This window comes from Rhodohalobacter mucosus (genome assembly GCF_003150675.1).
GTDB lineage: Bacteria > Bacteroidota > Rhodothermia > Balneolales > Balneolaceae > Rhodohalobacter > Rhodohalobacter mucosus.
Genome location: NZ_QGGB01000008.1, coordinates 300,467 through 326,105 on the forward strand (window position 1 = coordinate 300,467; position 25,639 = coordinate 326,105).

General features: G+C 46.4%; 27 protein-coding genes. 5 read left to right on the top strand and 22 right to left on the bottom strand.

Going from position 1 to position 25,639, the window contains the following annotated elements; translation table 11 throughout:
* The 10 genes from atpF to DDZ15_RS12510 all read right to left on the bottom strand — a co-directional run bounded on the left by atpF (position 1) and on the right by DDZ15_RS12510 (position 7,616).
* Positions 1 to 819: a F0F1 ATP synthase subunit B gene (gene atpF, locus DDZ15_RS12465; RefSeq protein ID WP_109647428.1), complete on the bottom strand. Its 819-nt coding sequence runs from the start codon at positions 817 to 819 to the stop codon at positions 1 to 3.
* 1 nt (position 820) lies between these two features.
* Positions 821 to 1,090, bottom strand: a complete 270-nt coding sequence (locus DDZ15_RS12470; RefSeq protein ID WP_109647429.1) for a F0F1 ATP synthase subunit C — start codon at positions 1,088 to 1,090, stop codon at positions 821 to 823.
* Between the two features lie 4 nt (positions 1,091 to 1,094).
* On the bottom strand, positions 1,095 to 1,808 hold the full coding sequence (locus DDZ15_RS12475) for a F0F1 ATP synthase subunit A (protein WP_109647430.1): 714 nt from the start codon (positions 1,806 to 1,808) through the stop codon (positions 1,095 to 1,097).
* Positions 1,798 to 2,106, bottom strand: coding sequence for an ATP synthase subunit I (locus DDZ15_RS12480; RefSeq protein ID WP_109647431.1), 309 nt, complete (start codon positions 2,104 to 2,106; stop codon positions 1,798 to 1,800). Before DDZ15_RS12480 ends, DDZ15_RS12475 begins: the two co-directional genes overlap by 11 nt.
* Positions 2,099 to 2,395: an AtpZ/AtpI family protein gene (locus tag DDZ15_RS12485; protein ID WP_109647432.1), complete on the bottom strand. Its 297-nt coding sequence runs from the start codon at positions 2,393 to 2,395 to the stop codon at positions 2,099 to 2,101. Before DDZ15_RS12485 ends, DDZ15_RS12480 begins: the two co-directional genes overlap by 8 nt.
* 9 nt (positions 2,396 to 2,404) lie before the next feature.
* Complete coding sequence (locus tag DDZ15_RS12490) at positions 2,405 to 2,809, bottom strand: F0F1 ATP synthase subunit epsilon (protein WP_109647433.1); 405 nt, start codon at positions 2,807 to 2,809, stop codon at positions 2,405 to 2,407.
* On the bottom strand, positions 2,806 to 4,221 hold the full coding sequence (gene atpD, locus DDZ15_RS12495; RefSeq protein WP_109647434.1) for a F0F1 ATP synthase subunit beta: 1,416 nt from the start codon (positions 4,219 to 4,221) through the stop codon (positions 2,806 to 2,808). The genes DDZ15_RS12490 and atpD overlap by 4 nt, the downstream gene beginning before the upstream one ends.
* Before the next feature lie 240 nt (positions 4,222 to 4,461).
* The gene (gene ppk2 / locus DDZ15_RS12500) at positions 4,462 to 5,235 is read right to left on the bottom strand and encodes a polyphosphate kinase 2 (RefSeq protein WP_109647511.1); all 774 of its coding nucleotides are present in this window, start codon (positions 5,233 to 5,235) and stop codon (positions 4,462 to 4,464) included.
* A gap of 13 nt (positions 5,236 to 5,248) precedes the next feature.
* The gene (gene ppk2 / locus DDZ15_RS12505) at positions 5,249 to 6,097 is read right to left on the bottom strand and encodes a polyphosphate kinase 2 (protein WP_109647435.1); all 849 of its coding nucleotides are present in this window, start codon (positions 6,095 to 6,097) and stop codon (positions 5,249 to 5,251) included.
* Between the two features lie 310 nt (positions 6,098 to 6,407).
* Entirely contained in the window at positions 6,408 to 7,616 is a 1,209-nt protein-coding gene (locus tag DDZ15_RS12510) for a TlpA disulfide reductase family protein (RefSeq protein WP_109647436.1), read from the bottom strand.
* A gap of 132 nt (positions 7,617 to 7,748) precedes the next feature.
* On the opposite strand from DDZ15_RS12510, the gene DDZ15_RS12515 reads away from it, so the two are divergent.
* Positions 7,749 to 9,065 (top strand): hypothetical protein, encoded by a 1,317-nt coding sequence (locus DDZ15_RS12515; protein ID WP_109647437.1) that lies wholly within the window; start codon positions 7,749 to 7,751, stop codon positions 9,063 to 9,065.
* A gap of 80 nt (positions 9,066 to 9,145) precedes the next feature.
* On the opposite strand, the gene DDZ15_RS12520 is transcribed toward DDZ15_RS12515, so the two are convergent.
* The 10 genes from DDZ15_RS12520 to DDZ15_RS12565 form a co-directional block, all read right to left on the bottom strand.
* Positions 9,146 to 10,060, bottom strand: a complete 915-nt coding sequence (locus DDZ15_RS12520) for a carbon-nitrogen hydrolase family protein (protein WP_109647438.1) — start codon at positions 10,058 to 10,060, stop codon at positions 9,146 to 9,148.
* 145 nt (positions 10,061 to 10,205) lie between these two features.
* On the bottom strand, positions 10,206 to 11,285 hold the full coding sequence (locus tag DDZ15_RS12525) for a flavin monoamine oxidase family protein (RefSeq protein ID WP_109647439.1): 1,080 nt from the start codon (positions 11,283 to 11,285) through the stop codon (positions 10,206 to 10,208).
* On the bottom strand, positions 11,282 to 11,821 hold the full coding sequence (locus DDZ15_RS12530) for a CIA30 family protein (protein ID WP_199222962.1): 540 nt from the start codon (positions 11,819 to 11,821) through the stop codon (positions 11,282 to 11,284). The genes DDZ15_RS12525 and DDZ15_RS12530 overlap by 4 nt, the downstream gene beginning before the upstream one ends.
* A gap of 123 nt (positions 11,822 to 11,944) precedes the next feature.
* On the bottom strand, positions 11,945 to 12,847 hold the full coding sequence (locus tag DDZ15_RS12535) for a cation diffusion facilitator family transporter (protein ID WP_109647440.1): 903 nt from the start codon (positions 12,845 to 12,847) through the stop codon (positions 11,945 to 11,947).
* 187 nt (positions 12,848 to 13,034) lie between these two features.
* Complete coding sequence (locus tag DDZ15_RS12540; RefSeq protein ID WP_109647441.1) at positions 13,035 to 13,289, bottom strand: YdeI/OmpD-associated family protein; 255 nt, start codon at positions 13,287 to 13,289, stop codon at positions 13,035 to 13,037.
* A gap of 116 nt (positions 13,290 to 13,405) precedes the next feature.
* Positions 13,406 to 13,969 (bottom strand): hypothetical protein, encoded by a 564-nt coding sequence (locus DDZ15_RS12545; RefSeq protein ID WP_109647442.1) that lies wholly within the window; start codon positions 13,967 to 13,969, stop codon positions 13,406 to 13,408.
* Positions 13,970 to 14,237: 268 nt separating this feature from the next.
* The gene (locus tag DDZ15_RS12550; RefSeq protein WP_109647443.1) at positions 14,238 to 15,248 is read right to left on the bottom strand and encodes an amidohydrolase family protein; all 1,011 of its coding nucleotides are present in this window, start codon (positions 15,246 to 15,248) and stop codon (positions 14,238 to 14,240) included.
* A gap of 181 nt (positions 15,249 to 15,429) precedes the next feature.
* Positions 15,430 to 15,684, bottom strand: coding sequence for a hypothetical protein (locus tag DDZ15_RS12555; RefSeq protein ID WP_109647444.1), 255 nt, complete (start codon positions 15,682 to 15,684; stop codon positions 15,430 to 15,432).
* A 352-nt stretch (positions 15,685 to 16,036) separates the two neighbouring features.
* The gene (locus DDZ15_RS12560) at positions 16,037 to 17,599 is read right to left on the bottom strand and encodes a choice-of-anchor I family protein (protein WP_109647445.1); all 1,563 of its coding nucleotides are present in this window, start codon (positions 17,597 to 17,599) and stop codon (positions 16,037 to 16,039) included.
* A 666-nt stretch (positions 17,600 to 18,265) separates the two neighbouring features.
* A complete protein-coding gene (locus DDZ15_RS12565; RefSeq protein ID WP_109647446.1) occupies positions 18,266 to 19,018 on the bottom strand; it encodes a class I SAM-dependent methyltransferase in 753 nt (250 codons plus the stop codon).
* A 187-nt stretch (positions 19,019 to 19,205) separates the two neighbouring features.
* Here DDZ15_RS12565 and DDZ15_RS12570 point away from each other — a divergent pair, with 187 nt between their 5' ends.
* Positions 19,206 to 20,081, top strand: a complete 876-nt coding sequence (locus DDZ15_RS12570; protein ID WP_109647447.1) for a mechanosensitive ion channel family protein — start codon at positions 19,206 to 19,208, stop codon at positions 20,079 to 20,081.
* A 44-nt stretch (positions 20,082 to 20,125) separates the two neighbouring features.
* Here DDZ15_RS12570 and DDZ15_RS12575 read toward each other — a convergent pair whose 3' ends face one another.
* Entirely contained in the window at positions 20,126 to 20,557 is a 432-nt protein-coding gene (locus DDZ15_RS12575; RefSeq protein WP_109647448.1) for a hypothetical protein, read from the bottom strand.
* A 258-nt stretch (positions 20,558 to 20,815) separates the two neighbouring features.
* Positions 20,816 to 22,237: a PP2C family protein-serine/threonine phosphatase gene (locus DDZ15_RS12580; RefSeq protein ID WP_109647449.1), complete on the bottom strand. Its 1,422-nt coding sequence runs from the start codon at positions 22,235 to 22,237 to the stop codon at positions 20,816 to 20,818.
* Positions 22,238 to 22,478: 241 nt separating this feature from the next.
* Here DDZ15_RS12580 and DDZ15_RS12585 point away from each other — a divergent pair, with 241 nt between their 5' ends.
* The 3 genes from DDZ15_RS12585 (at position 22,479) to DDZ15_RS16750 (ending at position 25,539) form a co-directional block, all read left to right on the top strand.
* Positions 22,479 to 23,636, top strand: a complete 1,158-nt coding sequence (locus DDZ15_RS12585) for a sodium:phosphate symporter (protein WP_109647450.1) — start codon at positions 22,479 to 22,481, stop codon at positions 23,634 to 23,636.
* A gap of 105 nt (positions 23,637 to 23,741) precedes the next feature.
* On the top strand, positions 23,742 to 23,876 hold the full coding sequence (locus DDZ15_RS17035; RefSeq protein ID WP_278336130.1) for a hypothetical protein: 135 nt from the start codon (positions 23,742 to 23,744) through the stop codon (positions 23,874 to 23,876).
* 190 nt (positions 23,877 to 24,066) lie between these two features.
* Positions 24,067 to 25,539: an OFA family MFS transporter gene (locus DDZ15_RS16750; protein WP_158278710.1), complete on the top strand. Its 1,473-nt coding sequence runs from the start codon at positions 24,067 to 24,069 to the stop codon at positions 25,537 to 25,539.
* Positions 25,540 to 25,639 lie beyond the last annotated feature (100 nt).

Sequence of the window (25,639 nt, forward strand, 5' to 3'; positions counted from 1 at the left end):
TCAGGAGTCCTCTTTCTCTGCTTCTTTCTCATTCTTTTCCTCTTCCGTGTCATCCTCAACGGATTTTTCTTCTTTGATCAGATATGTTTCAAGGTCAGCCAGCATTTCATCCAGATAGGACTTCATGCTCCAGCCGAGTTTCCAGCCATTGGTGCGGAGTTCCAGGCCAAAACCAAGAGAATCATCCGTCTCATACCGGCATTCTGTTTTAGCAGATACCAGTTCTGTTACTGCATGAGATACTTTCTCTTTGTCCTTTTCACTCAGTTCAGTGGCCGTAAGAATGGTGACAGGGTCGTTTTTTGCGGCATCGCTAAGTGTTTGCCTGTCATCAGGGCTCATATTTTCAAGTTTCTTCAGAAAGGTTTCCAGCGCCTGTTCATCCAGGCTGCTGCCGGACAAATTGCAAATGACCTCTTCCACAATGTCAATTATTTGGTGAAAAGCCTGTTTCTCAAGCTCATCCAGAAACGACTCTTTTTCAAGCCTGATGCTTTCATTCCAACGTTCAGATAGTTTTTCAACTTCGGCCCGTGCATTTTCGATCAGCTCTTTTTTGCGTAACTCCGCTTTCTGCTTGGCTTCTTCCATAAGTTCATTCTTTTCATCTTCGAAATTGTCAATCCGCGACTGATACTCATTCGCTCTCTTTTCTGCTTCCTCAAGCCTGGTTTTTGCCTCTTCAAGTCTCGATGAGATCTTGTTCTCCCGTTTCTCCATGACCTTCATCACGGGGCCAAAGAGAAACTTTTTCAGAAGCCAGATGAGGATCAGAAAATTGATGATTTGTGCGACAAATGTGAACCAGTCGATCTGCATATTAACCTCCGGCTACGAAATCCCAGAAAGGATTGGCAAAGATGATGATCAGGGCAACAACAAAACAGTAGATGGCGGTTGATTCAATCATTGCAAGTCCTACGAAGAGAGTTCGTGTGATAGTAGGGGATTCGTCAGGCTGCTGAGCGATGGCAGTGAGTGCCTGGGCCAAAGCTCGTCCTTCGCCCAGCGCAGGGGCAATGGACCCAACAGCTATGGTGATGCCCGCTGTGATAATGGATACCATTCCAATGATGCTTATGCTGTCCATAATATTAAGTCGTTTCGGTGTTAGGGTTTGATGGTTCAGAAGAAATGTTTCGATCCTGAATGCTGGTTGCAGACGCAATGTAAACAAGTGCCAGAATTGCAAAAACATAGGCCTGTATCACCCCGATCAGGATACCAAAAAGCTGCATCACGACCGGGAAAATAAGAGGGGTGAGGCTCAGTAAAATGGCTACAATGAGGCTGCCGCTCATGATATTTCCGAACAAACGTATGGCAAGTGCCAGGGTTCTTGACAATTCGCCGATTATATTGAACGGCAGCATAAGGGGTGTTGGCTGAATGTATCGCCTGAAATACGGTATAAACCCTTTTCTGGCGATACCAAATACAGGTACCGCCACAAAAACGCAGAAAGCCAGGGCAGCGGTTGTCGATAGCGAAGCTGTGGGCGGGTGTACACCCGGAACGACATTTATTACGTTGGATACGACAATAAACAGAAAGAGGGTACCGATGAACGGAAGGTACGTCTCGGCCTTTTGCCGGGTGGACTCTTCAATCTGATCAACAATCACCGTTACAACAGATTCAAGAAGAGCCTGCTTCCTTGAAATATCGGGTCCCGATGTAAGGTTGCGGCTCATCAGCCAGGAAGCAGCCGGAAGCAACAGCACCACCACCCAGGAGAAGAGTAGTGTGGCATTGATCTTGAAAAAATCATATTGCCAATAAATCAGTTGATCTATATTAAATTCCATGGCTTTTCACAGTGGTTTGATTTTCCGGGCTGGCCGTCAGGCGAACGACGACCTGCCGGGTAATCATAAATGCGATAAATGCAGCAACCAATGCCGACCAATGCTGCAAGATCAGAAAATAGAAGGCAGCCAATACGATAGCGTTTCGGACAATAAAGCTGCCGGCAACGAGAATCCATTGCCTGCGCCAATTCTCCATATGCTTGAGTGTATACCAAAGTCCGCCAAAAAAGATAAGGCTGAGAATAATTCCGGATAAAATGCCGATTAAGATCATAAGCCAGGTCATATCATCCATCCTCCGATTCTCTTTTCACCCAAAACCAGGCATTCATGCAGCCGATAATTATGCCGATGACCAACATCATAAGGGTCCATGAGTAAGGGCTTTGATAGTTATTGTCCATCCAGATGCCGGCAACCAAAAAAAGGAGTGTAGGTATAGCCACAGACCAGCCGACCAATCCGAACATGCCAAGTCCGTACCAAAGACCTTTCTCGTCTTCATCCCGGGCCCGTAATTTCCGGGATGATTTCTTCCCTATTTTTTCTGCAAATTTATCCTTTCGGTTGTTTTCATCTTCCATGATTCAGATTCATTTCTCTTTATCCAGTTCAACGAAATGCATCAGCAAGTCTGCTTCCATTCCTTTAAGGGCAATATCGGTAGCCTTGTTCATTGCTTCCGTCTTTTGGAACTGTTCACGAACGGTCTTTTCAAGCATCGAAAGATCTGTTCCGGGAACTCCATTGAGAACAGAAACCAGAACATCCTGTCCGCATTTAACCAGAATACCTTCATCCAAAGCTATAAACTCTTCATTTTCCTCTGTGGTGTACTCCAGGATTCCGGGTTTCAGTGCCGATACAAAATCAATGTGTTTCGGCTTGATGCAGAACGAACCGTTTAGTCCTTCAGCAATCACTTTGTTAACAGATGTTTGTACCAGAATTTTTTCCGGTTCCATCACTTTCAGCAGTAAAATATTTTTTCCGGTCATGACGCCCCCGCCTCGTCAATCTTTCCAATCATAAAGAAGTTTTGCTCCGGTACCTCGTCAAATTCACCATCCAGTATTCGCTCACAGCCCGATATGACATCCTCAACATCTACAATTTTACCTTCTGTGCCTGTAAACTGTTCGGTAACCCCGAATGGTTGGGTAAAAAAACGCTCCAGCTTTCTGGCCCTTTTCACAACTCTCTGATCTTCAACCGATAACTCCTCCATGCCCAGCATCGATATGATATCTTTGAGATCCTCGAAATGAGCGAGTGCTTCTTTTACCTCCTGGGCAACACGATAGTGCTTGTCGCCCACGATATGGCGTGCGAGCATTTTGGATCCTGACTTCAGAAGGTCGATGGCGGGATAAAGCCCCTGTCCGGCCCTTTCTCTCGACAGCACGATGGATGAGGAGAGATGTGAGAAGGTGTGAGTGACGGCAGGATCGGTAAAGTCATCAGCAGGCACATATACTGCCTGAATGGAGGTGATTGCCCCGCTGCGGGTATTGCAGATTCTTTCCTGCAGTTCTGCCAGCTCACTGCCAAGTGTGGGCTGATACCCCAATCTTGACGTTACCTTGCCCATAAGGCCCGATACTTCCGTACCCGCCTGTACAAAGCGAAAGATATTGTCGATCAGCAGTAATACATCGCGCCGCTGGGAATCCCGAAAGTACTCAGCGATGGTAAGAGCCGTCTGGCCAACCCTGAAACGGGCACCCGGAGGTTCGTTCATCTGGCCGAAAACCATCACCGTGTTTTCGAGCACGCCCGCTTCCTGTATCTCACGGTAAAGTTCCTCAGCCTCGCGGCAACGTTCGCCGATACCGCAGAATAAGCTGATGCCCTCATGTTTTTTCACCATATTCCGGATCATCTCCATGATCAGCACGGTTTTACCGACTCCTGCGCCTCCGAAAAGTCCAGCCTTCCCACCCCGTTCCATAGGCGATAACAGATCAATTGCCTTTATTCCTGTAACAAGCACGTCCTGGCCGGTTTCCTGCTCTGAAAGGGGTATTTTCGGCTGAAAAACCGATCTCATCTCCTCATGGGAGATATCGCCCAAATCGTCGACCGGTTCGCCAAAAAGGTTCATGGCCCGGCCTTTCAGGCCCGGGCCTACAGGCACGCGCAAAGCGCTGCCGGTGTCTTCGACCCGTGTGCCCCGTTTCATTCCACGGGTAGGCGTCAAAGCCAGTACGCGTACCGTTCTGTTGTCAAGGTGGGCGGTAACTTCGGCGGGTACGGGAGGGTCGGTAAGAATTGTAAGACGGGTTTGCAGTTCGGGGACGTGTTCTTCAAACAGGACATCAATTACGCTGCCACGCACCGAGAGAACGCGGCCTTCCGCACCAATTTCATTGGATTTCGTCTCACCTGTTTTGTGAAATCGTTCTGACATCGTATTCCCCCTTTCATGTCACATGTTCCCTTTCATCAATATAAATATTTGCAGACAGAGTTGAAGATCTCATGTCAGCTTCCCGGAACAGGCAGAATCATCCCGGCTTGATTATGTTGCGTCTGCCTGAGTAATCACTGAACGGTTTAATTTCCGATAAGGGAATCGGGTGCACCAGGAAAAATCCATTCCGATGAAGAGGCGTGGCCGTGGCAAAGAGGGAAGCAACGGGTACGCGGTCTACTTATAGGGGATCTCATCCAGAATATGCTGTATGGCCTTCAGGCGGGCGGTTGTTTTCCGGTTGGCATCAATGATAATCCAGGGCGACAGTTCGGTATCGGTTATCTCGAACATCTTCTCTTTGTATTTGGTATAGGAATCCCAAAGCTCCTGTGCCCGTTCGTCAACTGGCGTCATCTTCCAGCGTTTTAGCGGGCTGTTCTTTATGTCGCGAAACCTTCTTGCCTGTTCTTTTTTGGAAATCGAAAAATAGAACTTGATCAGATAGGTATTCGACTGGATCAGCATTTTTTCGAAATCATTGACCTGCGACATAAAGACCTCATACTCCTGCTCCGTGCAAAACCCGTTTACAGGTTCGACAACTGCGCGGTTGTACCAGCTGCGGTCAAAAAATACCATTTCTCCCGGGTTGGGAAGCTGGCCGATATATCTCTGAAAAAACCACTGCTTTTGTTCGTCATCTGAGGGTTTATTAAGGGCAACGATGCGGAAAAACCTCGGGTTGATACGCTCGGTAAGCCGCCGTATGGCTCCCCCTTTTCCTGCTGCATCGCGTCCCTCGAATATGACCACCAGTTTTTTGTCGTTTTCAATCACCCAATTTTGCAGCTTGATAAGCTCTTCCTGCTTTTTGGCAAGCCGTTCAGCATATCGAACCTCCCGCAGGGCCTTTTTGATGTTTACATTTTTCCTTTTCAGAAGGGCATAGAGGCCATTTTTGGAATTCAGCAGTTCCAGTTCCTTTTCCGACAATTTTAACTCTTTCATAGTTTTGTTTATTTCAGACATCAATTTGCATGGCGCTTCGGTGGTATCTCATAACGATGTTGGGGTCGGGCAGCAAGGTTGTGTCCGATTCTCCCTTGCCGTCATAGTCAAACCTGGAAAGCACATAGCGCATGCTCTCAAGGCGGGCGGTTTTTTTACTGTTTGCCTTTACGATGATCCAGGGACTAAAATTGGTGTGGGTTTTGGCAAACATCTGCTCTTTGTGGTGGGTGTATTTTTCCCAGAGTTCCTGCCCCCTCCTGTCAACCGGACTGTATTTCCAGCGCTTCAGCGGGTTTTGAATGCGTGACTCGAATCGGCTTTTCTGTTCATCTTTGGAAACCGAAAACCAGAATTTAATGATGATGCAGTTGTCTTCGTAGAGCAAGTGCTCAAATTCAGGAACCTGCACCATAAATTTCTCATACTCTTCGCTGGAACAAAAACCCATCACAGGTTCTACCACGGCCCTGTTGTACCAGCTGCGGTCAAAAAACACCATTTCACCGGGGTTCGGCAGGACCTTGATGTAGCGTCTGAAATACCACTGCCCCTTTTCCATCCTGGTCGGTTTGCTGAGGGCAACCACACGGGAGGATCGCGGATTCAGATGCTCCTTAAATCTTTTAATTGTACCTCCTTTTCCGGAGGCATCCCGGCCCTCGAACAGAATGGCAAGCCTCATATTCTTTTGAATAATCCATTTTTGGAGATTCACCATCTCAATTTGAAGCTGCTCAAGCTCTTCTTCATATTGAAGCTTTTTGAGCGTTTTTTCGACCGGAATACCATTTTTTTTAGCAATCTCAATAAGGTCGTTCCTGGTTTTAACTTGCTGAAGGTGTTCGGCAGTAAAATTCATAATAAGGCTTGGGCCATGTTGCTTTGGTTCAGACGCAGGATGTCTGCGGTCGAAGCTTTTGGATTATGTGAAAGTTGATGACGAGTGACGAAGTGAACCCGGTTAAATCAAGTATTTTAAAACAGCCGGCAAAGGCGGATCGATGGAATAGTCGTCAGTCGGCGGGTAGTGCAAAGCAGGGTTTAAATTGCATATTTATACTGGTAAAGCTTACATACCAAGAAGATGCTCAAAAAATAACAGAAAAGTGAATTTCATTTACAGCAGAGCATCATGCGCCGCTACGTTACCGGGGTAATATCGGCTCCTGCTACCGCGTAAGTTCTTCCACTATTTCATTAAATCTGCGATCAAACTCATGGTAATACTCGCCGGTTGCCGGGCCGTTGAAATAGCTGTGCACATACCGTGCATAGCCGTCCTTGTCAATGAAAACAAGGGTTGGAAAGGCAAGAATCTGATCCATAAAGGGGAAGGGTTCGGCCGCTGCCCGTTTGGAGAGCGGCCCGCCCAGAATCATTTTGTAAGGAATATTGAGGCGTTCTTTATAGGATTCAATACGCTGCAGGCCATATTCAGGCGAATAGTTGGCTTCATAGTTTACAGACAGTATTTCCAGGCCGGGATAGTCGTGCTCTTGAAGCCAGTTTGTTAAATAAAGGGTCTGGTCTCTGCTGTTGGTGCACCAGGTTCCCATCAGCTGAACAATCAATACCTTTCCTTCATAATCCTCAGCCGTAACCGTTTGTTCGTCAAGAGCAGCCAAAGCGTTCAGGTTGGGTCGGATATTTTGCGCGTTCAGATCAATGATCCCAAACGGGTCGGGCAGCTCAGCCGTATCATCCTGTTCAGCGGTCCAGGATCTGGAATATCCGTCATCAAGAATGAGATCGCCGCTCCACTGCCCGGTCTTTTCGTCGAAGGCGCCCTTCAGAAGAAAGGAGTGCACACCGTCAAAAACGGACATCTCGATATCTTTGCCTTTTATATGACCCTCAAAAAACCGGTAATCGCTGGTTTCGGTCATGATTGTTCCGGTGATGTGATTCCCGTTCTGACTGAAAAGGCCGACCGCGGGATACTCGCCCCTTTGGCCCGGATTGATGGTCATCCTCCAGCGATTTCCGACCAGAAGCGGGGTCTCTTCCGGCGCGATATCGTATCGGGGCTGCCCGAGAACAGCCTGAAAGGGATAGGATCGTCCGTTGTAGTGCTTGTTGAGAGATCCCTGCATCGTATCCTCACCCAGTGCCATTTTAAGGGTGATATCGAAAGCAAACATGGGTATGAAAAGGCTGTCATTTCGAACCTCAGCCTGCAGTGAGGCCCGGTCTTCACCATTGATAAAAGTGAATACAGGATTACCGGAATCATCCGGATACCGCAGATCAAAAGTAAAGGGTATCTCGCCATTGCTGTAGAAGATAGTTCCCTTCCAGGATCCTTCCCCGGGCGTTTGTGCATGAAGAAGAACGGTAAGCAAGCTGAAGACGGAGAATAAGAGGAAGAATTTTTTCATGGGCGGAATATAGAAAAAGGGGTGATAATGAGGAAAAGGCAAAAGGGTGTGATGTTATGGGTCAGAGAGGTTCATTTTCTGTGTAACAAATTATGACCGAATCGTACAATTCGGGAAATAAAACTCTATGCTATGATCAAAACTGTACGTTTAACCGCAATTGCCGTTCTGCTCATTTTCTCTACCGTGACCCTTTCACATGCACAGGAGGATGGCGGGGATCCCCTCAAATATCGAAAATGGAGGGTTACCCTGATCAATCCGCTGGGTACCAATGGTGTGGATGCTCTCGATTATACCGCCAAATACTCAATCAATATTCTGGGCGGCGCACATGGCGGACTGGACGGTGCAGAAATCGGCGGTTTCTTTAATTACACACGCCACTATTCTGCAGGCATGCAGCTGGCCGGTTTCGCAAACATATCCTCCGGCAGGATGGAGGGATTACAGATTGCAGGCTTTATGAACGGCAGTTCGAGAGCCATGTCAGGCTTGCAGATATCGGGATTTGCCAATCTTGCCGGAAGGAGTGTTTCAGGTCTGCAGGTTTCAGGGTTTGTAAACGGCAGCCGGGCGAGCATGGATGGTCTCCTGGTAACAGGGGGACTGAACCTGGCAGGAACCAGTGCGTCAGGGCTACATGTTGCCGGAATCGGAACCCTTGCCGGGCAGCATATCGACGGCTTGATCATTTCAGGTGTTTTGACGGCATCAAAAGGGTCCCTGTCCGGCCTTGCCGTATCGGGAGTGCTGAATTCGTCTCAAAGCATGGACGGGCTTGCTGCGGCTGGGATTTTGAACCTGTCAAAGCGGATGTCGGGCCTTCAGGCAGCTCCCATCAATATTGCTGAAACGGCTTCAGGAGTTCAAATCGGATTGATTAACCTTGCACGGGAATTTGAGGGCGCACCGGTAGGACTGATAAGTCTGTATGGAAACGGCCGAAAAAATGTTGATTTCAGGTTTTCTGACGGCGGGTTCACGGATATTGGGATCAATCTGGGCACCTACAGGGTCTATAATATGCTTTTTGCGGGATACAATCCTTTGCTTACCCGGGATGTCTATCGCGTGGGCGTGGCCGTGGGGATGGAGAAGCCGTTGAGTGATGCATTCAGAAACATGACCGACTCAAGTCTTTTTATTAATCAGGAGCTCTCCTATACCCACCATATCGAAGGGAGCTGGTCATGGGATAAGAATGGGATTTGGTCCTACAAATATCTGTTGGGTAAACGTTTCGGAAACGGACTATCCCTGTATGCAGGGCCCACTTTTAATTTGCAGATCGTGCGTACAAGTATCGAAGGCGCAAATGAATATACCTGGTACAGCTTCTGGTCGCCCAGCGGTCACGGCCGGGACTACCGGTTTTGGGTAGGGTTTACCACAGGTATCCGGATCTTCAAGCAGGAAGTGGTGCCGTCTAGTATTTCACAATGGTAAACGGAGCGTATAAGATTTACAGATAACTCATATCAAGAACGAGTCAACCCTGAAAGATTGATAATTTTATTATTTAAAAGTCAGTGATCCTTCAAGCCAAATTGAAAAACATCAGGCCGGGAGTAGTGGCCCACAGTGTCAAACATTCGTTTGGCAGCGATAATTTTCTGAAGATCAATATTGGCATATAGAATATCCTCCTGAGCTTCTAGCGGGCCTGCAATAATTTCTCCGTTTGGTGCTATTATACAGCTGTTCCCCGAATTGATCCACGTTTTACCGTCCGGATAGAGTTTCTTGAAGGAGTATTCATCAGGTATATCGTCCATCTGAAGAGCCATGCAGCAGCTGATTAAAAAGATTCCTCCTTCCCTTGCAATATGCTGCATCGACTGAAGCCATCGCAGACTTTTATCCCAGGTGGGAGAAGCAAGTATCTGTACACCGCTCTCATAAATGGCAGTTCTTGCCAGGGGCATAAAATTTTCCCAGCAAATAAGCCCTGCAATTTTTCCTATGGAAGTATCGTAAGAACGCAGCGATTTTCCGTCACCACGTGACCATATCAGGCGTTCTCCGCCTGTGGGGATTAGTTTGCGGTGCTTTCCGAGAATTTTCCCGCCGTCACTGATAAACAGGATGCTGTTGTAAAGGCTCGCACTGCTTGTTTCAGAGCTGCGCTCATTTATGCCCATCACCACATCTATGCCCGCAATTTTGGCAGCCTTGCAAAGTTTTTCAGTTGCATTGTCTGGCACGGAAACCGCATGCTCCACCAATTTCACGTAGAGATCGTTCAGTTCGGCTCCCTTGCTGTTGGGGATAAGCCACACCCAATCGGGATAGCCTGAAATGAACGCTTCCGGAAAAACAATTAAATTGGCGCCTTTCTCACCGGCCTCTAAAATTGCTTTACAAGCTTTCTCAACCGTCTTATCCTTATTTAAAAAGATGGGTGAAATTTGTGCAGCTGCAACTCTGATATTTTTACCCATTCAGATCCTTTTCTTGATTTAACGTGTTAACTGCATAACACAATCAATGCTTTGATTATCCGGTTGTTTTAGACTAATGAAACGGCAATATGGAGAAACCGCGGTTGATAACAAAGAAACAGGTTGAGAAGGTTGAATAAGTTAATTAAGAAAGTAAATAATAATCCCTCAGCGATTCATAAACTATTCTCGCGCTGTTAACCGCCCCATCCATATAGCCCGGAGAAACAGCCGATGTTTCTGCGCCGGCGATATAAAGTTTTCCATTCAGAAAAGGCTTTTGATATATGCCGTGGCCGTTATTTTGATGGGGCAGTACGTGATCGACGTATGGAGTAAAAGTGTATTCTTCACGACTCCAGACTAGCTCATGATAGTGAAGAAGGGTTTGATCCGCTTGTTTGCCGTAATATTTTCTGAGCTGATTCAGCACCATGGTGCGCCTTTCGTCCGAGGAGAGCGAATAATAACTGCCGTTCAAAAACCCCATTAGTGAATAACGGTTGTCTTCAAATGAAGAGTGATCGTACATTTCCGTAATTGGACCGACATTACTGAACAGGGTGCCGCTTGAGCTTTTATCCCGCCAGAACGGCTTTTTATAGGTAAGACCGAATTTGATCGATTCCCCCATCCAGGTATGGGTTGTGGCCATAATGTATTGAACGGAGTGAGGAAGTGCAGGTTCAATCTCTACCAGATGATGAAGAAGTCCCGGCGGTAGAGTAGAGACGACCTGCCTGGCGCTGAATGAGACATCTGCACATTCTACGATCAGGCGATCGTCCTTTTCAAGAAGCGACTGCACCGGCTGACCCGTAAATAAATGGTCCGGATCCAGATCTGATGAAAGGGTTTCAATTAAGCTGAATGTGCCGCCCCTGATGCGGTAACTGGGTTCCTGCTGCTCCGGAAGAGAAACCAGCTGATGCGGACTCATGGATGTTGGTTCGTAGATTGCACGATCACCCAGAATCTGTTCAAACAATTCAATATCCAGATCATGAATAAGTTTGAAGAGATGTGTATGGGATGAACCCAGCCAGGTGGCTCCCATCTCAACGGGCGCTTCAGGGCCTGAATCAAAGCCGGCCGTATATATTCTGCCGCCAATCCTCTCACGGGCTTCAACAACCCTGACCCTACACCCGTGATCCTTCAGGTAGTGGTGCAAAGTTAGTCCGGTGAGTCCGGCCCCGATAATCAGGACATCCGTTTGTATCATTCCGTGACTAAAGTGATCTTGTCGATCATTAGTTGAAAAGACTCGGGCTTACCATTTCCGAACTGGAACGTGATCTCCTGAATGCGGTTATGGTTGTAATTGGGCTGGTTCAGTCGATTACCACGAAACTCGGGATACATGTCCTTCAACTGGATTTCAATTTCCTGCCATTCACCGCTTGTCTCAAAATCGGCCTGGTACGAATAATAAGAGCGTACATCGTGTTTTATACGCAGCTGATAGGGTTTGCCGTCTCCTTTGAGTCGGATACGGACTATCGATTCGGGATCAGCCTCTGCACCTTCAAACCTGTAGCGTACAGACGAAAACCCTCCGTTGTTTTCCAGGGAAATATCGCCCGAAAAAACAGCGTGACCATCAGGTGAAAGCTCAAAACTTCCGCTGGAGCGGCCGCCCATAACTACGTCGTCCACGATGCGCCAGTTGCTAATATTCGCATTTTCATGAAAGTCAAAAAGCACGGTCGGGTTTACTAAAAGAGCTATTAACAGAAGTCCGGTAAAGTATTTCATCATGATGTAGAACTGAATGATTGTTACTTATGGGATTTAAAGTTCAGATCCTGAAAATTCGTTCCTGTTTTGAGTTTTCCGGAGTATTATGCAAAATATAACCACCCTGATAAGAAATGTGAATTGTCACGAAGAGCCCGGCCAGGAATCGCTGTCCCGGCGTGAGCACAGATCTTCACCCCACTCCATTTCAATGGTGCTGTGACTGAAATTATAAGGCTTCAGAAGCTGCCGGATCTTCTTTTTGGCGCCTGCAAGTTCAGAAATATCGTTCATTTCCGTGACATGCAGGTGAGCGGTGATTACATGATGTTCTCCGTCGAGCGACCAGATGTGCAGGTGGTCGGTTTCTTCCACAAAATCAAGGCTTAAAAATTTATCCCTGAGCTCATCTATGCTCACGTCCGACGGACGGCCCTGAAGAAAAAGGTAGAGTGTTTCCTTCAATCGTTTGATCACGTTCCAAAGGATATAAAGTGTAATAAGCAGCGATAGAGCGGGGTCGAGGTAGAGAATGTCCCTGAACATCAGAATTACGGACACAATCAGAACGGCCACCCAGCCCAGAACATCCTCGAGCAAATGCCAGGAGATAACGCGTTCGTTCATCGTTTCTCCGTGGCTGACCTTCCAGGCAGCGTAACCGTTTACGGCTACACCCAGAATGGCAAACAGAAACATACCTTCTGCATTGGTCTGTTCCGGGGATAAGATTCTGGCTACGGCTTCATTTACCACAAATATGGACCCTGCAATCAGCACCAGGCTGTTGATAAGCGCACCAAGCAGCGAAAAGCGCGTATATCCGAAGGTAAAAGAGGTGTCTGCGCCCTTCCTGGATTTATTGTGAAGAAACCATGCCAGCCCCAGAGACAGGCTGTCTCCGAGATCGTGAAGTGCATCCGAGATGATCGCAACACTGTTTACGTATAATCCGCCAAAAAACTCTACAATCGTAAATCCCAGGTTCAGAAAGAAAGCCAGCTTGATGTTGCCCCGGCTGTGGTCGTGTGTGTGATTGTGGGCCATGGTTTTTAAACAGTCCTATGAATTCATGTTATTCCAGAACTCATGTTCGTAAATCAATCATAGTAATATACAAACCGGCAGGACAGACTGCATAAATCGGATAGTATTGGAAACTCGTCTAAATCTGGCAGGAAGTCGGGCTTTTATATCACCACCCGGCCAAAGGCTGCAGATGAATAATTGACAATCAGATTTTCCTGGATGGAGGGTGATCCATTTTCATGTAAACGCCTCCTCTTTCCAGTTCATCAAGCATCTGGTTCAGCCGTTTCTTTTTGGTTTGTATTCGTTTTGCCCGGTTAATCCATCCCAGGTAATCATTTTGCTGATAGGCGGGGCGTGCAAGATAATCATCCATCAAACCGCGTTTCTCCAAAGCGGATTTTACAAAGTCCGGCATGGGGTGAATGGGTCGATTTAGCCCTGAGGTGTCCCTATTCATATCCGTACAATGATAAAAGGCTTGCTTGATGTGATCAAAATAATAATTACTAATTAGAATAGGCACAGAATATGGGATCTGTGCCTATGATTTCGGTAACACTAAGCCAGAAGATTCTATCTTTTTGACGAACCAACTGTGGAAATAAACCCATCAATTGAGATTTCAAATGTGAATCCGGTGTCAGTCAAGTCAACTGAACCGGTTTCAGTCAGTTCTCCGGTGACATCCTCAAACCGTCCGGTCCCTCTGTTTACGATGTTGACATTTTGAAAAGTATCAGGACCTGTCAAGAATCCGTTGTATGAACCAAAGATCGTATCACCATTTGCTGATTTCAATTCTCCGTGTCCATCCGTATAGGTTGGATTGGCTGGATCGACAAGGAAGAAGGAGCAGTGGGAAAAGCTTACGTGAATTTTTCCCAGGTGAGAAGCGATTCCCGTTCCCTCTCCGCTGATCGGAACAGAGCCGGTAGGACAATCTGTGCGCGTTGGGTCAATAGTGCCGGATCCCGAGTAGGTTCCTTTAATGTGAACCAGTTTTACAACTTTCTGAGCCGCGTTGCTTTCCAGTGATTCAACCGTGAAAGGTTCTTCTTCCGGACCTGTTATCATGTCGTCGGAACATCCGGTTAATGCCATAAGTGACAGTGCGATAATTATGCTTAGAATTTTCATCTTTTTCTCCCTTTACCCTTTGAAAAAAGGCAAATTTATTCGTTATACGGTTATACCATCTCCTTTTGACAAAGTTAGAGTACTCCCCCTGGTAAAGGAGTAGTATAACAGTTAATACAGGTGTAAGGGTAGCTGTATTAAACCTGTAAGGATAAGATGGAATGATATGCGAATAGCCCCAAGGCTTCGGGAGCAAACTTTAATCTCAGATGTGCAGATATAATCAGAAATTGCATATTTACCCCATCGACTATGCTCGTATCAGAGATCAATCATGATGCTGACGGATTTCTTCTTCACTGAGGCGAAGAAACCGGGCAGCGTTATTATATAATATGTCTCGTTTCTGTTCCTCTGTTAAAAACGGAGCTTCACGAATTCGATCAATGGAAGGACCAATGACGCCCGGCCAGTTCATCTGGTCAGAACCAAACATGATGCGCTTTCCAAATCCAGCCTCTACTATGCCTTTCAGGAATCTGTAAAAAGCGGCTTCAGGCTGCGTGTACACGATGACACCTATACCCACATAAACCTGAGGGTGCGTATAAAGAACTGCAAGCAAATCATCCAGCATCGGATAACCGGCATGCATGATGTAGATCCGGAGGCGTGGGTGACTTGCCAGTATATCTTCCAGAATCAGCGGGCTGTGAAGCCGGGCGCGGTATCCGGAGCCAGACAGATAGAGTACACCGGGTGGACCGGGGCCGATGTGAATGCCAACCGGGATATCCATTTCCTCAGCAAGAGCCCAGTATGGCTGCATTCTTTCATCATCGGGAGTAGTGCCGGTGTACTGATTGGTGATCTCAGCAAAAACCTCAACCGAACCATTATCGAAGAGTTTTCGCAATGAGTCAGGTTCAATGGCATTCGGGCTGTCTATATTGAAATTGATCCCTGGAATAAATCGGCCTGGAGCTTCATCAATCCACTGTTTTACTCGTTGAGGAGATCCTCCAAGTACCCCCTGCACAACGTTATAGGTATCCATGGCTTCAATCGTTTGTTCCATGACTTCCCGATCAGTTTCAGGTCCCCAAACCGGATTGTCGCATGTGGGGTTCTTCAAAACCTGCATGAAAAAAGCGCCATACGGCATGCGTTGGTCCCAGACAGGCATTTCATTAAAAGGTGCACAAACTGCGATTGGCGGAGGCCCGTTGACATCGGCGGCTGAAGCATGCAAGTGCATGTCTATGATCGGTAAGCCATCCTGGGCTTGGATTGGACCAGCAATTAATAGTAAGAAGAGAAAGAAATTGAATGCTTTCATGATCCCATATTGATTAAAGAGGCGCAATTCCTAAAAAAGAGTAATCAATTAATTGATATGGGTCAATGAAGCACTGATGTGCGATTGGAGATATGTGTTCCCAAATTTCAGAAATAGAACCATTCCCGGATAAAAAAATCACAGCCGAAGTTTTAGGGTCAACCTGAAACTATCTTTACCCCTATTGCCTCAATCTTTTTCGCAACTCTTTCCTTAGACCGCTGCTTGAAGCGTGCATGGCCGCAGGAGCAGACACTCCAATAACGATTGTGGAAATGAATACAAGCAGGTTTTCTCTCCAGTAACCCAGGAATATCCAGGCCAGTATGATGACAGCAAAGATGATTAAAATGTTGAGTGTTATCAGCCGCCTGTTTTTAATCAATCGTTTCAGTTCGTCAGTGGGAATATCATGCAGGGATGGTTTTTTCTCCATGATTTATCGGTTTTGATTGCAGCTATGGTTTCAAACACGCGAGCTTGATTGCATCCATAGCTCAGTGTGCAATCGTGCAGGCGGCAGACTGTAAACCCGTTCCGGTTTTATTACTTGAGATAATTAACAAAACAGAGGCCTGAAAACCAATAAAGTGCATCGTAATACTCCACAACCGCGAAATCCATATTTACACGGTTGACCCGTTTGATGTTATCGTGGCTATGGCCGCGAGTTGTGCAAGACGATTTACATATTGGATATAGAAAGAAGGCACGGAAGCGTCAGCCTCGTGCCTTTCGATTCATGCTGCAGCTACACCGGGCTGCAATTACCATTGACCCTCTCTTGATCAGAAGTTCTCAAAGAAACTGATCGTGCCGCTGTCTTCGTAACTGACTATCAGCAGGTCTCTTCCGGTGGGGCTTTCTTTTGCCGGTACAGCCAGTACGCCCTCCGGCGCTTCATCACCGGGATTCGACAGGATGGATAAAAATTCAGGTGCCAGAGGATTGGAAACATCATATACCAGTATTTGGTCATTTCGCTCCAGGCCCACAAAAAGAATATGTCGCTGTCCGCCCATATTCAGAATTTCAACCGCCTCAGGTTCTGCCCCTTTTGCATCGCTTCTCCCGTCATCATCATTAAAGCGGCCGGGCGTCTGTGCAAGTGTTTCAGCGGCAATGCCGTTGCCTGAATCATACAGCAGATCTCCAAATGGTGACCATACGCTGAATGATCGGGCACCGTAGCTGTAAAGCTGCTCATACTCGCCGTCATTGTCAGTATCACCAAGGGTTGTGGTTATTTCCAGACGGCCAAGATTTTCGTCCTGCTGCAGAGTAGCTGCATTCGGGAAAACCGTTGAATCGAGTGTCAGATCGTCAATGCGCTCCTCCTCGCTGAATCCGTCATAATCCCGGGCGTCGCCTTCATTTGCTGAGAAGATATAATCTTTACCTTTGATTTTGGCTGATACAATTGCATCGGGCTGGTACATGCCAAATACAGGCCAGTTTTTCAGTTCTTTCACACCATCCCTGTCGCTTGCATCCAGGCTGTTTTCAGGCAGACTGTAGTCTTTAAAGCCCAATGGATAGATTGCTTCAATGGTTTTGGTTCGGATGTTGACCCGTGCAATCCCGTTATTTTCCTGAAGGCTGACCCATGCGATCCGTGAATTCTCAGAAATGGCGATATACTCGGGCTCTACATCCTGCGCAAGCGTGGCACCCGGCCCAAACACACGCAGGCCCCGCTCTTCAAGTGCCTCTTGCTCACCATTGAAAGCGGTAAAATCGAGAGTAGTAACGTCATCATTTTTCAGATTGATAATACTTACGCTGCCGAGTGGATCAACGGTATAATCGTCATTCGGTTCGCCTTCATTGGCCGAGAGAATCAATTGCCCGTTCTTCGTAAATGTGACCATGTCGGGAAGCGCGCCCACTTCGTAATCACCCACCTGCGACAGATCGCCGGTGTTGAATACCAGCACGAAGCCAGGATCCTGCTTCACCGGTGCCTCTACCGCAACGGCAAGCAGTCCATTATTGACGGCCACGCTGTTGGGCACACCAAAACCGCTTACGCTGATAGGGGTTTCTTCAATTGGATTGTCGAGATCGGTTAATGTGAAAACAGAAATTTCTGATGACTCCACATTAACCACAAACAGTTTTTGGGTGGATTCATCGTATGCGGAAATTTCAGCCGAGCCTTCTCCCCCCACGTTAATGGTGGAACGGTATTGAAAATTGACGTTTGTACTGGCCGGATTTCCCTTTGCATTGATTTGGCCCTCCGGTGATTCCGGCTGTAACGCCTCTCCGTTATTCAGAACATCACTACAAGCCGAAAACAGGAAAATGAAAAAGAGCAGAATGATTGATGCATTGATAAATTTCATCATATTGAACAGGTTTGATTAGAGTCAGGATTAGTTAGCTGTTAGCCTACATCATCAATAAAAGCCTGTTCAGTTATGTTACTGTAAACGCAATATCATTTATTCGTAAAGAAGGGTAACGGGTTCGGTTTTTATCTGAAAAAAGCGGGCAGAACATGCAGAACCTAAAAAAAGACTGTCTTCCAGGTCATGAAGCGAATCGGAGAGGAACACATTGCTGTTCATGTAGGGTCAGTCCAAAAACTCCACAACCGTTTACCCGAGGTTTGGGAAGAAAGCCAGTCTGATGTTTCCGCTGCCATGAACGTGCTTGTGATCGTGTGCCATTTAAAATGGATTTTCGTTTCATGCTGCCGCAGTAGATATCCTTCCATCAGAAAAAAAGTGACCTGAACTCTCCTCACAACGCAATATTCAAATTGCTATTGAAGCCTTTGTAAATATGCAGGAATCATGGCAAGAATAAGTGAATAAGCGATATCTGATTGGAGATATCTGCTCTCTGAACGGAGAAGTTTAAGCCCTTCAAAGAACAGGTATCGACACTCTCCGATCTCCAATCAGTTCATAATCAGGCTTTTCATAAGCGGAAATAATCAGAAAGAAGGGAATTAAGACACACATTTAGCAGATCCGGAATTCTGATTAAAAGTACAATTACCGTTCAGACTATCCTGTTTTTCTTGCGATATAAAATCCATACCCAAAATACTTTCTGTAATTTTTATATAGCTCCATTTCCACAATCCCGGCATCCACAACCGCCTGAGCTTCTTCACTATTGTTGTTACGCTGCAGAAAAGCCTTGAAACTTTTTTGAAGAGGGTTGTAGTAGTTCTCCATCCAGCAGTGTTCCGGCAGCACGAAATATGAAACGGGTGAGTAGCCGCTTTTTTCAAGCAGGGATATTTTTGAGGATGCGGTATCGATTTCCGGGTACTCGCTGTCCCAGTACTTCTGGAGCTCTGAAGGACGCGTTTCCGTTAACCAAGAAATTTCCGAAACCACCAGAAATCCGCCGGGCTTCAGGTATCGATTCCATGATTGAATGCCGTTCTCAAACCCGATATTGTAGATGGCAGCTTCCGACCAGAGGATGTCGAACTCTTCATCCTCAAAAGGCAGGCTGTCCATAGAGCAGGAAAGCGTTTCAATCTTTTCGGAAACTCCTGCATGGATGGCTCGTTTGTTCAGGATTTCAAGAAACTCATCAAGGAAGTCCACCGCCGTGATCGCGGCATTCAGTTCTTTTGCAAGTACCAGTGTAGACGCCCCCGTTCCGCATCCGATATCGGCAACCTTGAGCGGTTTGGACGGGTCAAGACCGCAAAAGCCAAGAGCAAGTTTGGTTTCTGAATCACCGCCGGGGCCTTGCCTGTAAGCATGCTTATAAAGGTCGATAAGGAGAGTGAGTTCATCCATGTTTGCAGGTTATTTTGATCGTTATGCACCTCACAAGCTTTTCAATCGCCTCCAAGTAACAAAACCGGGTCCATAGTTCAAAGGGTTGACATCGTACCGACGGCAGAATTTTGTTCTCTCTGTTTTTGATTAAATTAACATGAGTACTCTGCTGCAGCGTAAATTTTTATCATAAAAAGGGGGAAGCATGAATGAAATTTTTAACGAGGTATCTCAAAGCCTTTCCGATGTTTTTGATCCTGAAACGATAGGGTCTCTTTTGGCTGACGGTATAATAAGCCTGTTTCTTATCATCATAATCTATACCGTTTTTTACCTGCTTTGGAAGGGTATTTACTGGATTCTTCAGCCGGTGTTTCGCAAAAGTAAAATGGACGAGACCACGACGGTTTTTGCGAACTCCATCATTAAATATGCAATTTTGATTTTCGGGCTCATTACAGCACTGGATACAGTAGGTATTAAAACCTCTGCAGTTCTGGCGTCGCTGGGTATTGTGGGATTGACAATCGGTTTTGCGGCCAGGGATTCACTTTCAAACCTGATCTCCGGGCTGATCATCTTTCTGGACCGTCCGTTTGTGATTGGTGATTTGGTTGAGGTGGACGGTAACTATGGGAAAGTGGACCGCATAACACTACGATCAACGCGAATTGTAACCGTCGATGGCAAGATGCTTGCCGTGCCAAACCTCGATGTGGTCAACAAAACGGTAACATCCTACACAAACTTTCCACACCTGAGGCTTAGCATTGGGGTTACGATTGATGTGAATGAAGATCTGGGCAGAGCACGGACCGTATTATTGTCGCTCGTAAAAGATAACCCGGCCTACATGAAGCATCCTGAACCGACAGTAGTGGTGCAGGAGCTGAATGATTATAATGTGCTGCTCGAACTTCGTGTATGGATCGATGATGAAAGAGACCACATTGCGAGGCGATTTAAATTGAGGGAAGAGGTGTTCAATGCATTTAATCATACCGGAATCCGGATGCCGTACGAAACCATCCAGCTTGCGCCCTTTAACGTAGAAGTATCCAATGAGAAAACCGGATCATAGCATACAGTTGCCACCTGTATCGACACAGAGGTGAAAAACAGGTCTTACTGTTCGAGGTTTTGTTCGTCGACTGTAAACTCGTATTCCGTTAAGCCGTATCCTGAATTGTCACGTTCCTGACCAATTACATTCCAATCGCCGTCATCAACGGGCTCAATGACCAGTGCGGGAGATGACAGGTCAGAAGTTCTGAAAAAACGGATGGAGCTGAACGAGTCGGACGGTTTTGGGTTCACACCAATGATGCCATCGGTAAAAATGACGGTTGAACTATCACGGAAAACCGTTGTGCTGTCCGTTTGAAAATTCAATGCTTCGGAATTTATGTAAACCACCTTCAGATCGGTAAGGGTTTGATTGTTGATATAATAGGCAGCGGAGCCTGCAGGCTCAATGATCAGGGCATCGGCCGACCGGTCAGCACAGGATGTTACCAACAGCAGAATGAGGATGAGAAAAAGAGATGAGTTTTCCACGGGAGCTTTTTACAGTGGTACAGGTTGGCTGGTAAATATACCTACCGTTAAGGTAATGCCTAATGGAGATAAGAAGCCGTTCTTAGTCGGCCAATGATAAGGTAATCGGATCATTCTTTTGCAACATTAAGTATCAGCCCGGCGCAGCTCCCAAAGCTATACCGATACCCATCAGAAATTCATCTTTGTAAGATCTGTCCCTGCCATACCGGCTGATGTAATGGATCGTGTGAATGGTTTGATGATGCGGGGGATTATTTATCGATATTTCAACACCGCAAAGGTAATATCATCGTCGATCGGTTTATTGCCTCTCCAATGATCCGCCTCTTCATTTAGTTTTGTAATAAGATCTTCCGGTTTCAGGGTGGCATATTTCTGAAAAGTTGATTTCACCCTCTCCCAGCCAAACATTTCGTGATCCTCGTTAAAAAGCTCATCCAGGCCGTCTGACAATAACAGCAGTGTATCGTTCGGTTGTAGTTCAAGCTGTTTCTGTTTGTAAGGAAAGTCGTTGAATGCACCCAATGGCATTCCTTTTATAACAATTTCTTCAACAGATTTGGTTGAATCCCTGAATAGTAATGCCGGCGGCATGCCGGCTGCGGATAGTGTCAGTACATTCTCTTTAACATTTACGCAGGAGAGCGCCATATAGAGAGAGCCCAGATTCATCTGCTTTAAAATTCTGGTGACTTTATTGAAAAAAGCGGGAAAGTCAGAGTCCGGCTGATAACTCTTGAAGAGGCTTTTTATAATGGCCACCATGAAACCGGCCCTGTTGCCGTGCCCCGTGGCATCACCTATGGTGAGCGTTAACTGGCCATCATCCTTAATGTTGTAGTCATAATAGTCTCCACCCACTTCCACTGCGGTTCTCATATTTGCCGCCATGAGATAATGATCCGGTTCAGGGAGCTGATTCGGAAGCATTGAAAGCTGAAGCTTGCGGGCTTCCTCCAGTTCTTTACTTGTACGTGCCACTTCTTCCCGAAGCATTTCCTGTTTGAGCGACTGCTGCAGAATGTCTTTTTCCTGATCAATTACTTTTTGGTTCGTATCGGAAAAATCCATGGCGAGATAAATGGATGTGGTGATGATTAATCCTATGATCCCGAACTGGTACCCATTTTCCAGCCCGAGAAGTACTTGAATGAAATCCAGGTCCAGCAGAAGATCATAACCCGAAAAGAGAGCAAAAATCAAAAACCCGGCGCCTACAATCCAAAGTTGGTCAGATTCCGTTCGCAGGGCCAGATAAGTGATGCGAAGGAGATCGATCAAGACAGCAATGATGATCACTTGCAGGTAGATAAAGTTATTCAATGGCTGAATGACTGCAGCTGCCCCGGTTAGTGCCAATAGTAATGAAAAGAGCCAAATGTATCGGGGAATCCTGTTTTTGAATAGTTTATAGAAAAATAGTTGTCCCGCGATTAAACTGACGCTGAGGGCACCTCTCTGGATTTTCAGAAACAGTTGTGAAAATGAATCTGTAGACAGAAGCTGCTGAAAATCACTGAAAATTGTCGTTGCCAAAAATAGAAGAAATAGGGAATAATAAAGATTGGCAGACCGTTTGCGCCAGAAAATATAGAGAAACAGATGGAGCAGACTGATTCCCAGAATCAGGCCTGTTGTAAAATATTGAATCCTGGTAAGTAAAAAATCCTGTTCCATTAATATCAGGCTTGTTGGATGATCAATTTTTCAAGAAAGCGGTGATTGCTGTTGCAGCCGGTGACAAACAGATGAAAAAAATTTGATTCCGCGGAGTTGTGCAAATCTATTATTGCAAAGCCGTTATTAAACCAACATCAGCCTCCTGCTTAACATTAAGGTAACATTGTCATAACAATCAATCTGTACACTTAAGAACCGGGGGTTTTATCAAATCCGGTAAATTGAAGTGAGTGGACAGATGCAGGAAATAGCCGCAGGGACATTTAAAAAATACAAATCCGCACTTAAATGGAGTGCCGTACTTGCCCTGATCTATTTATTGCTTGTAGCTGTTTCTATCATTGGGGATGGTTTTGAGATCGCAACCGGCGGTGCAGCAGCCCGTCTTTTTGCATTCGCAACAAACCCCATCATTGCACTGATGATCGGCGTTGTAGCCACTGCGGCCATCCAAAGTTCAAGTACTGTTTCATCCATTATTGTGGGGCTTGTTGCGGGCGGATTGCCCTTAACGATGGCAATTCCAATGGTAATGGGAGCCAATATCGGCACTTCACTCACCAGTACCATTGTCAGCCTGGGTCATGTTCGGGATGGAGAAGAGTTCAAGAGAGCGTTCTCTGCGGCAACCGTTCACGACAGCTTTAATCTGTTTGCTGTTTTCCTCATTCTGCCAATTGAACTGATCTTTCACCCACTCGAAAATTTGTCACTGTGGCTGGCCGGATTTATGGCGGGAGATGCTGCCGTTACGGGCGTGGAAGTAAGCAGTTTCAATTTTGTCTCCTTTGCGCTGGCACCGATCGTGGATCTTATTCTGTGGTCTTCTTCGGTAATTCAGGGAACCTGGCAGGGGATTTTTCTAATCTTTCTCGGTGTGGCACTCATCCTGTTTGTTGTTCATTCAATAGGAAAAATTCTCAAAATGCTCATGACCGGACGGGCACTTGAAATCATGAATACATCGGTGGGACGCGGTCCCATTTCCGGCATTGGTGCAGGTACGCTGATTACTGTCCTGGTTCAATCTTCTTCAACAACCACCTCACTCATAGTACCCATGGCAGGAAGCGGCGTGATGAGCATGAAACAGGTCTACCCGTTTACTCTCGGCGGCAATATCGGAACAACCGTAACCGCGCTTCTTGCCGCAACCGCCATTACGGGCGCAACGGCACTGCTTGCATTTCAGATTGCCCTGATTCACTTCCTGTTTAATGTTTTCGCCATCATCCTCATTTTTTCCATACCCGTACTGCGCAATGTGCCGCCTGCTATTGCTGAGAAAATGGCTGAAATGACCCAAAAACGAGCCTGGTTTGTCGGGGCATATATCGTCACCGTCTTCTTCTTTATACCGCTTCTGGTACTTGGAATTTCAGAGCTGTTACTTTAGCCGCGCAAACATAATCTTTGTTTTAAAATATAGTCGCTATTTGCTCTGAGATCTGTAGGGCTCTCTTTTCTTGAAACCGGTCTGTCTCTATGGAATCATCATGAAATGCATGAACCATTATCTGTTCTCTTTCAAAGACAGATCGGAGAAAAGTACCGTCCGCTTAGGAAGAGAAAGGCATCAGGCCGGGGAAGCCGGTTTATCGACTATACGATCAATAAAACAGGAACGGATTTTTAAAATACCCAAAGAAATCTTTTTTTATTCGAATTCGATTTTAAATCGTATTCCAAACCGGCTGCAATGATTTTATAAGGAATCATTATTTTGCAATGAATTCCGGATTCATTCATTAAGAGTTTCATTGTTGCCAATAATTAACCGTGCCTGCAATTATGGCCTGTTTGCAACATTACCGGATCGGTATTCTATGAAAAATCGCTGGCTTATTGCGGCTTCGGCTGTTGGTATTCACATCTCGATAGGTTCTATATATGCCTACAGCGCGTGGAAAATGCCGTTGGAAAATACTTTTGGCTGGTCCGTAACCAGTACATCCCTGGCCTTCAGCATCGCTATTTTCGTACTCGGGTTATCAGCAGCTCTGTTGGGACGTGTGGTTGAGAGATACGGGCCGTCAAAGGGAGGATTGCTTTCGGCTGCTTTCTTCTCCGTCGGGCTGTTCGGTTCAGCACTTGCAAGCTACCTGGAAAGCATCTGGCTGTTCTATCTGTTTTTTGGTGTAGTAAGCGGCATCGGATTGGGGCTCGGGTATATCGCACCGGTTTCCACGCTTGTAAAATGGTTTCCTGACCGGCGCGGACTGGCAACGGGCCTGGCCATCATGGGGTTCGGTTTTGGCGGATTGGTTGCTACTCACCTGATTGATGTATTCAATCCCGCAGAGGCTGAAATCGTGCTGCCCAGGGAGGTTGCTGCCAAAGAGTATGCGGATCTTCAATCATCGAACCCTCAACAGGCATTGGCCATGATTGCGGGTGTTCCCGAGCTGAAAGCATTCAAAGAGAATGAAGATGCCCTCATGGAGATGGAACGGAGCGGAGAAGAAGAAAGCGAGGCATATATGAGCTTAAAAGAGGAGAATGCTTCGTTTCGAACAGTTGTGATTTATGATAAATCATCTATCGTGACAGCATTTCTGGCACTGGGGATTATCTATTTACTGATCATGGTTCCCAGTTCGTTATATATCGCCCCGCCGCCGCCCGGCTATAATGAACACTACTTCGGCAATGAAGGTGCTTCAGGAAAACAAAAAGCAATCAACGTCCCGGATGTTTCTGCTTTTGATGCACTGAAAACACCCGGCTTCTACGGGTTATGGATTATGCTTTTCATTAACGTATCGTGCGGTATTGCGGTGATAGCCACTGCCAAAAAGATGGGCTATGAGATGGTCCGTCTATCGGTAGAAATGTCGAGTATATTGGTGATGGGTATTTCACTGTTTAATGGAATCGGGCGAATCATGTGGGCCTCTCTTTCCGATTATATTGGACGGGCGAACACCTATGCAGCCTTTTTTGCCATTCAGATGATCGCCTTTCCGCTGCTGGCAAACCTTACATCAAACCCGATACTTTTCATGGTTGTCACGTTTGTGATTCTGACCTGCTACGGGGGTGGTTTTGCCAGCATACCAGCATACATCAGTGACCTCTTCGGACTAAAAGAGCTGCCCACCATCCACGGATTTATCTTAACGGCGTGGTCGCTCGCCGGAATCGTGGGGCCGCTGCTTAATGCGTACGTGTATGAACAAACAGAGAGCTATCAACAGAGCCTGTACATATTTGGCGGTGCTTTTGTCGTGGCGCTTGTGGTGTCGCTGCTTATGAAGCTGGAAATGCGGCGGGTGCAAAAAATTGCTGCAGACCAGTGATCAAGGGTGTAAAAAGACAGGCAAGATAAAACAGATCTTTCCGGCCTGATTATTTTTCTCAATGGAAGGGCTTTTCTGATGAATGGAAGGCCAACCTCTT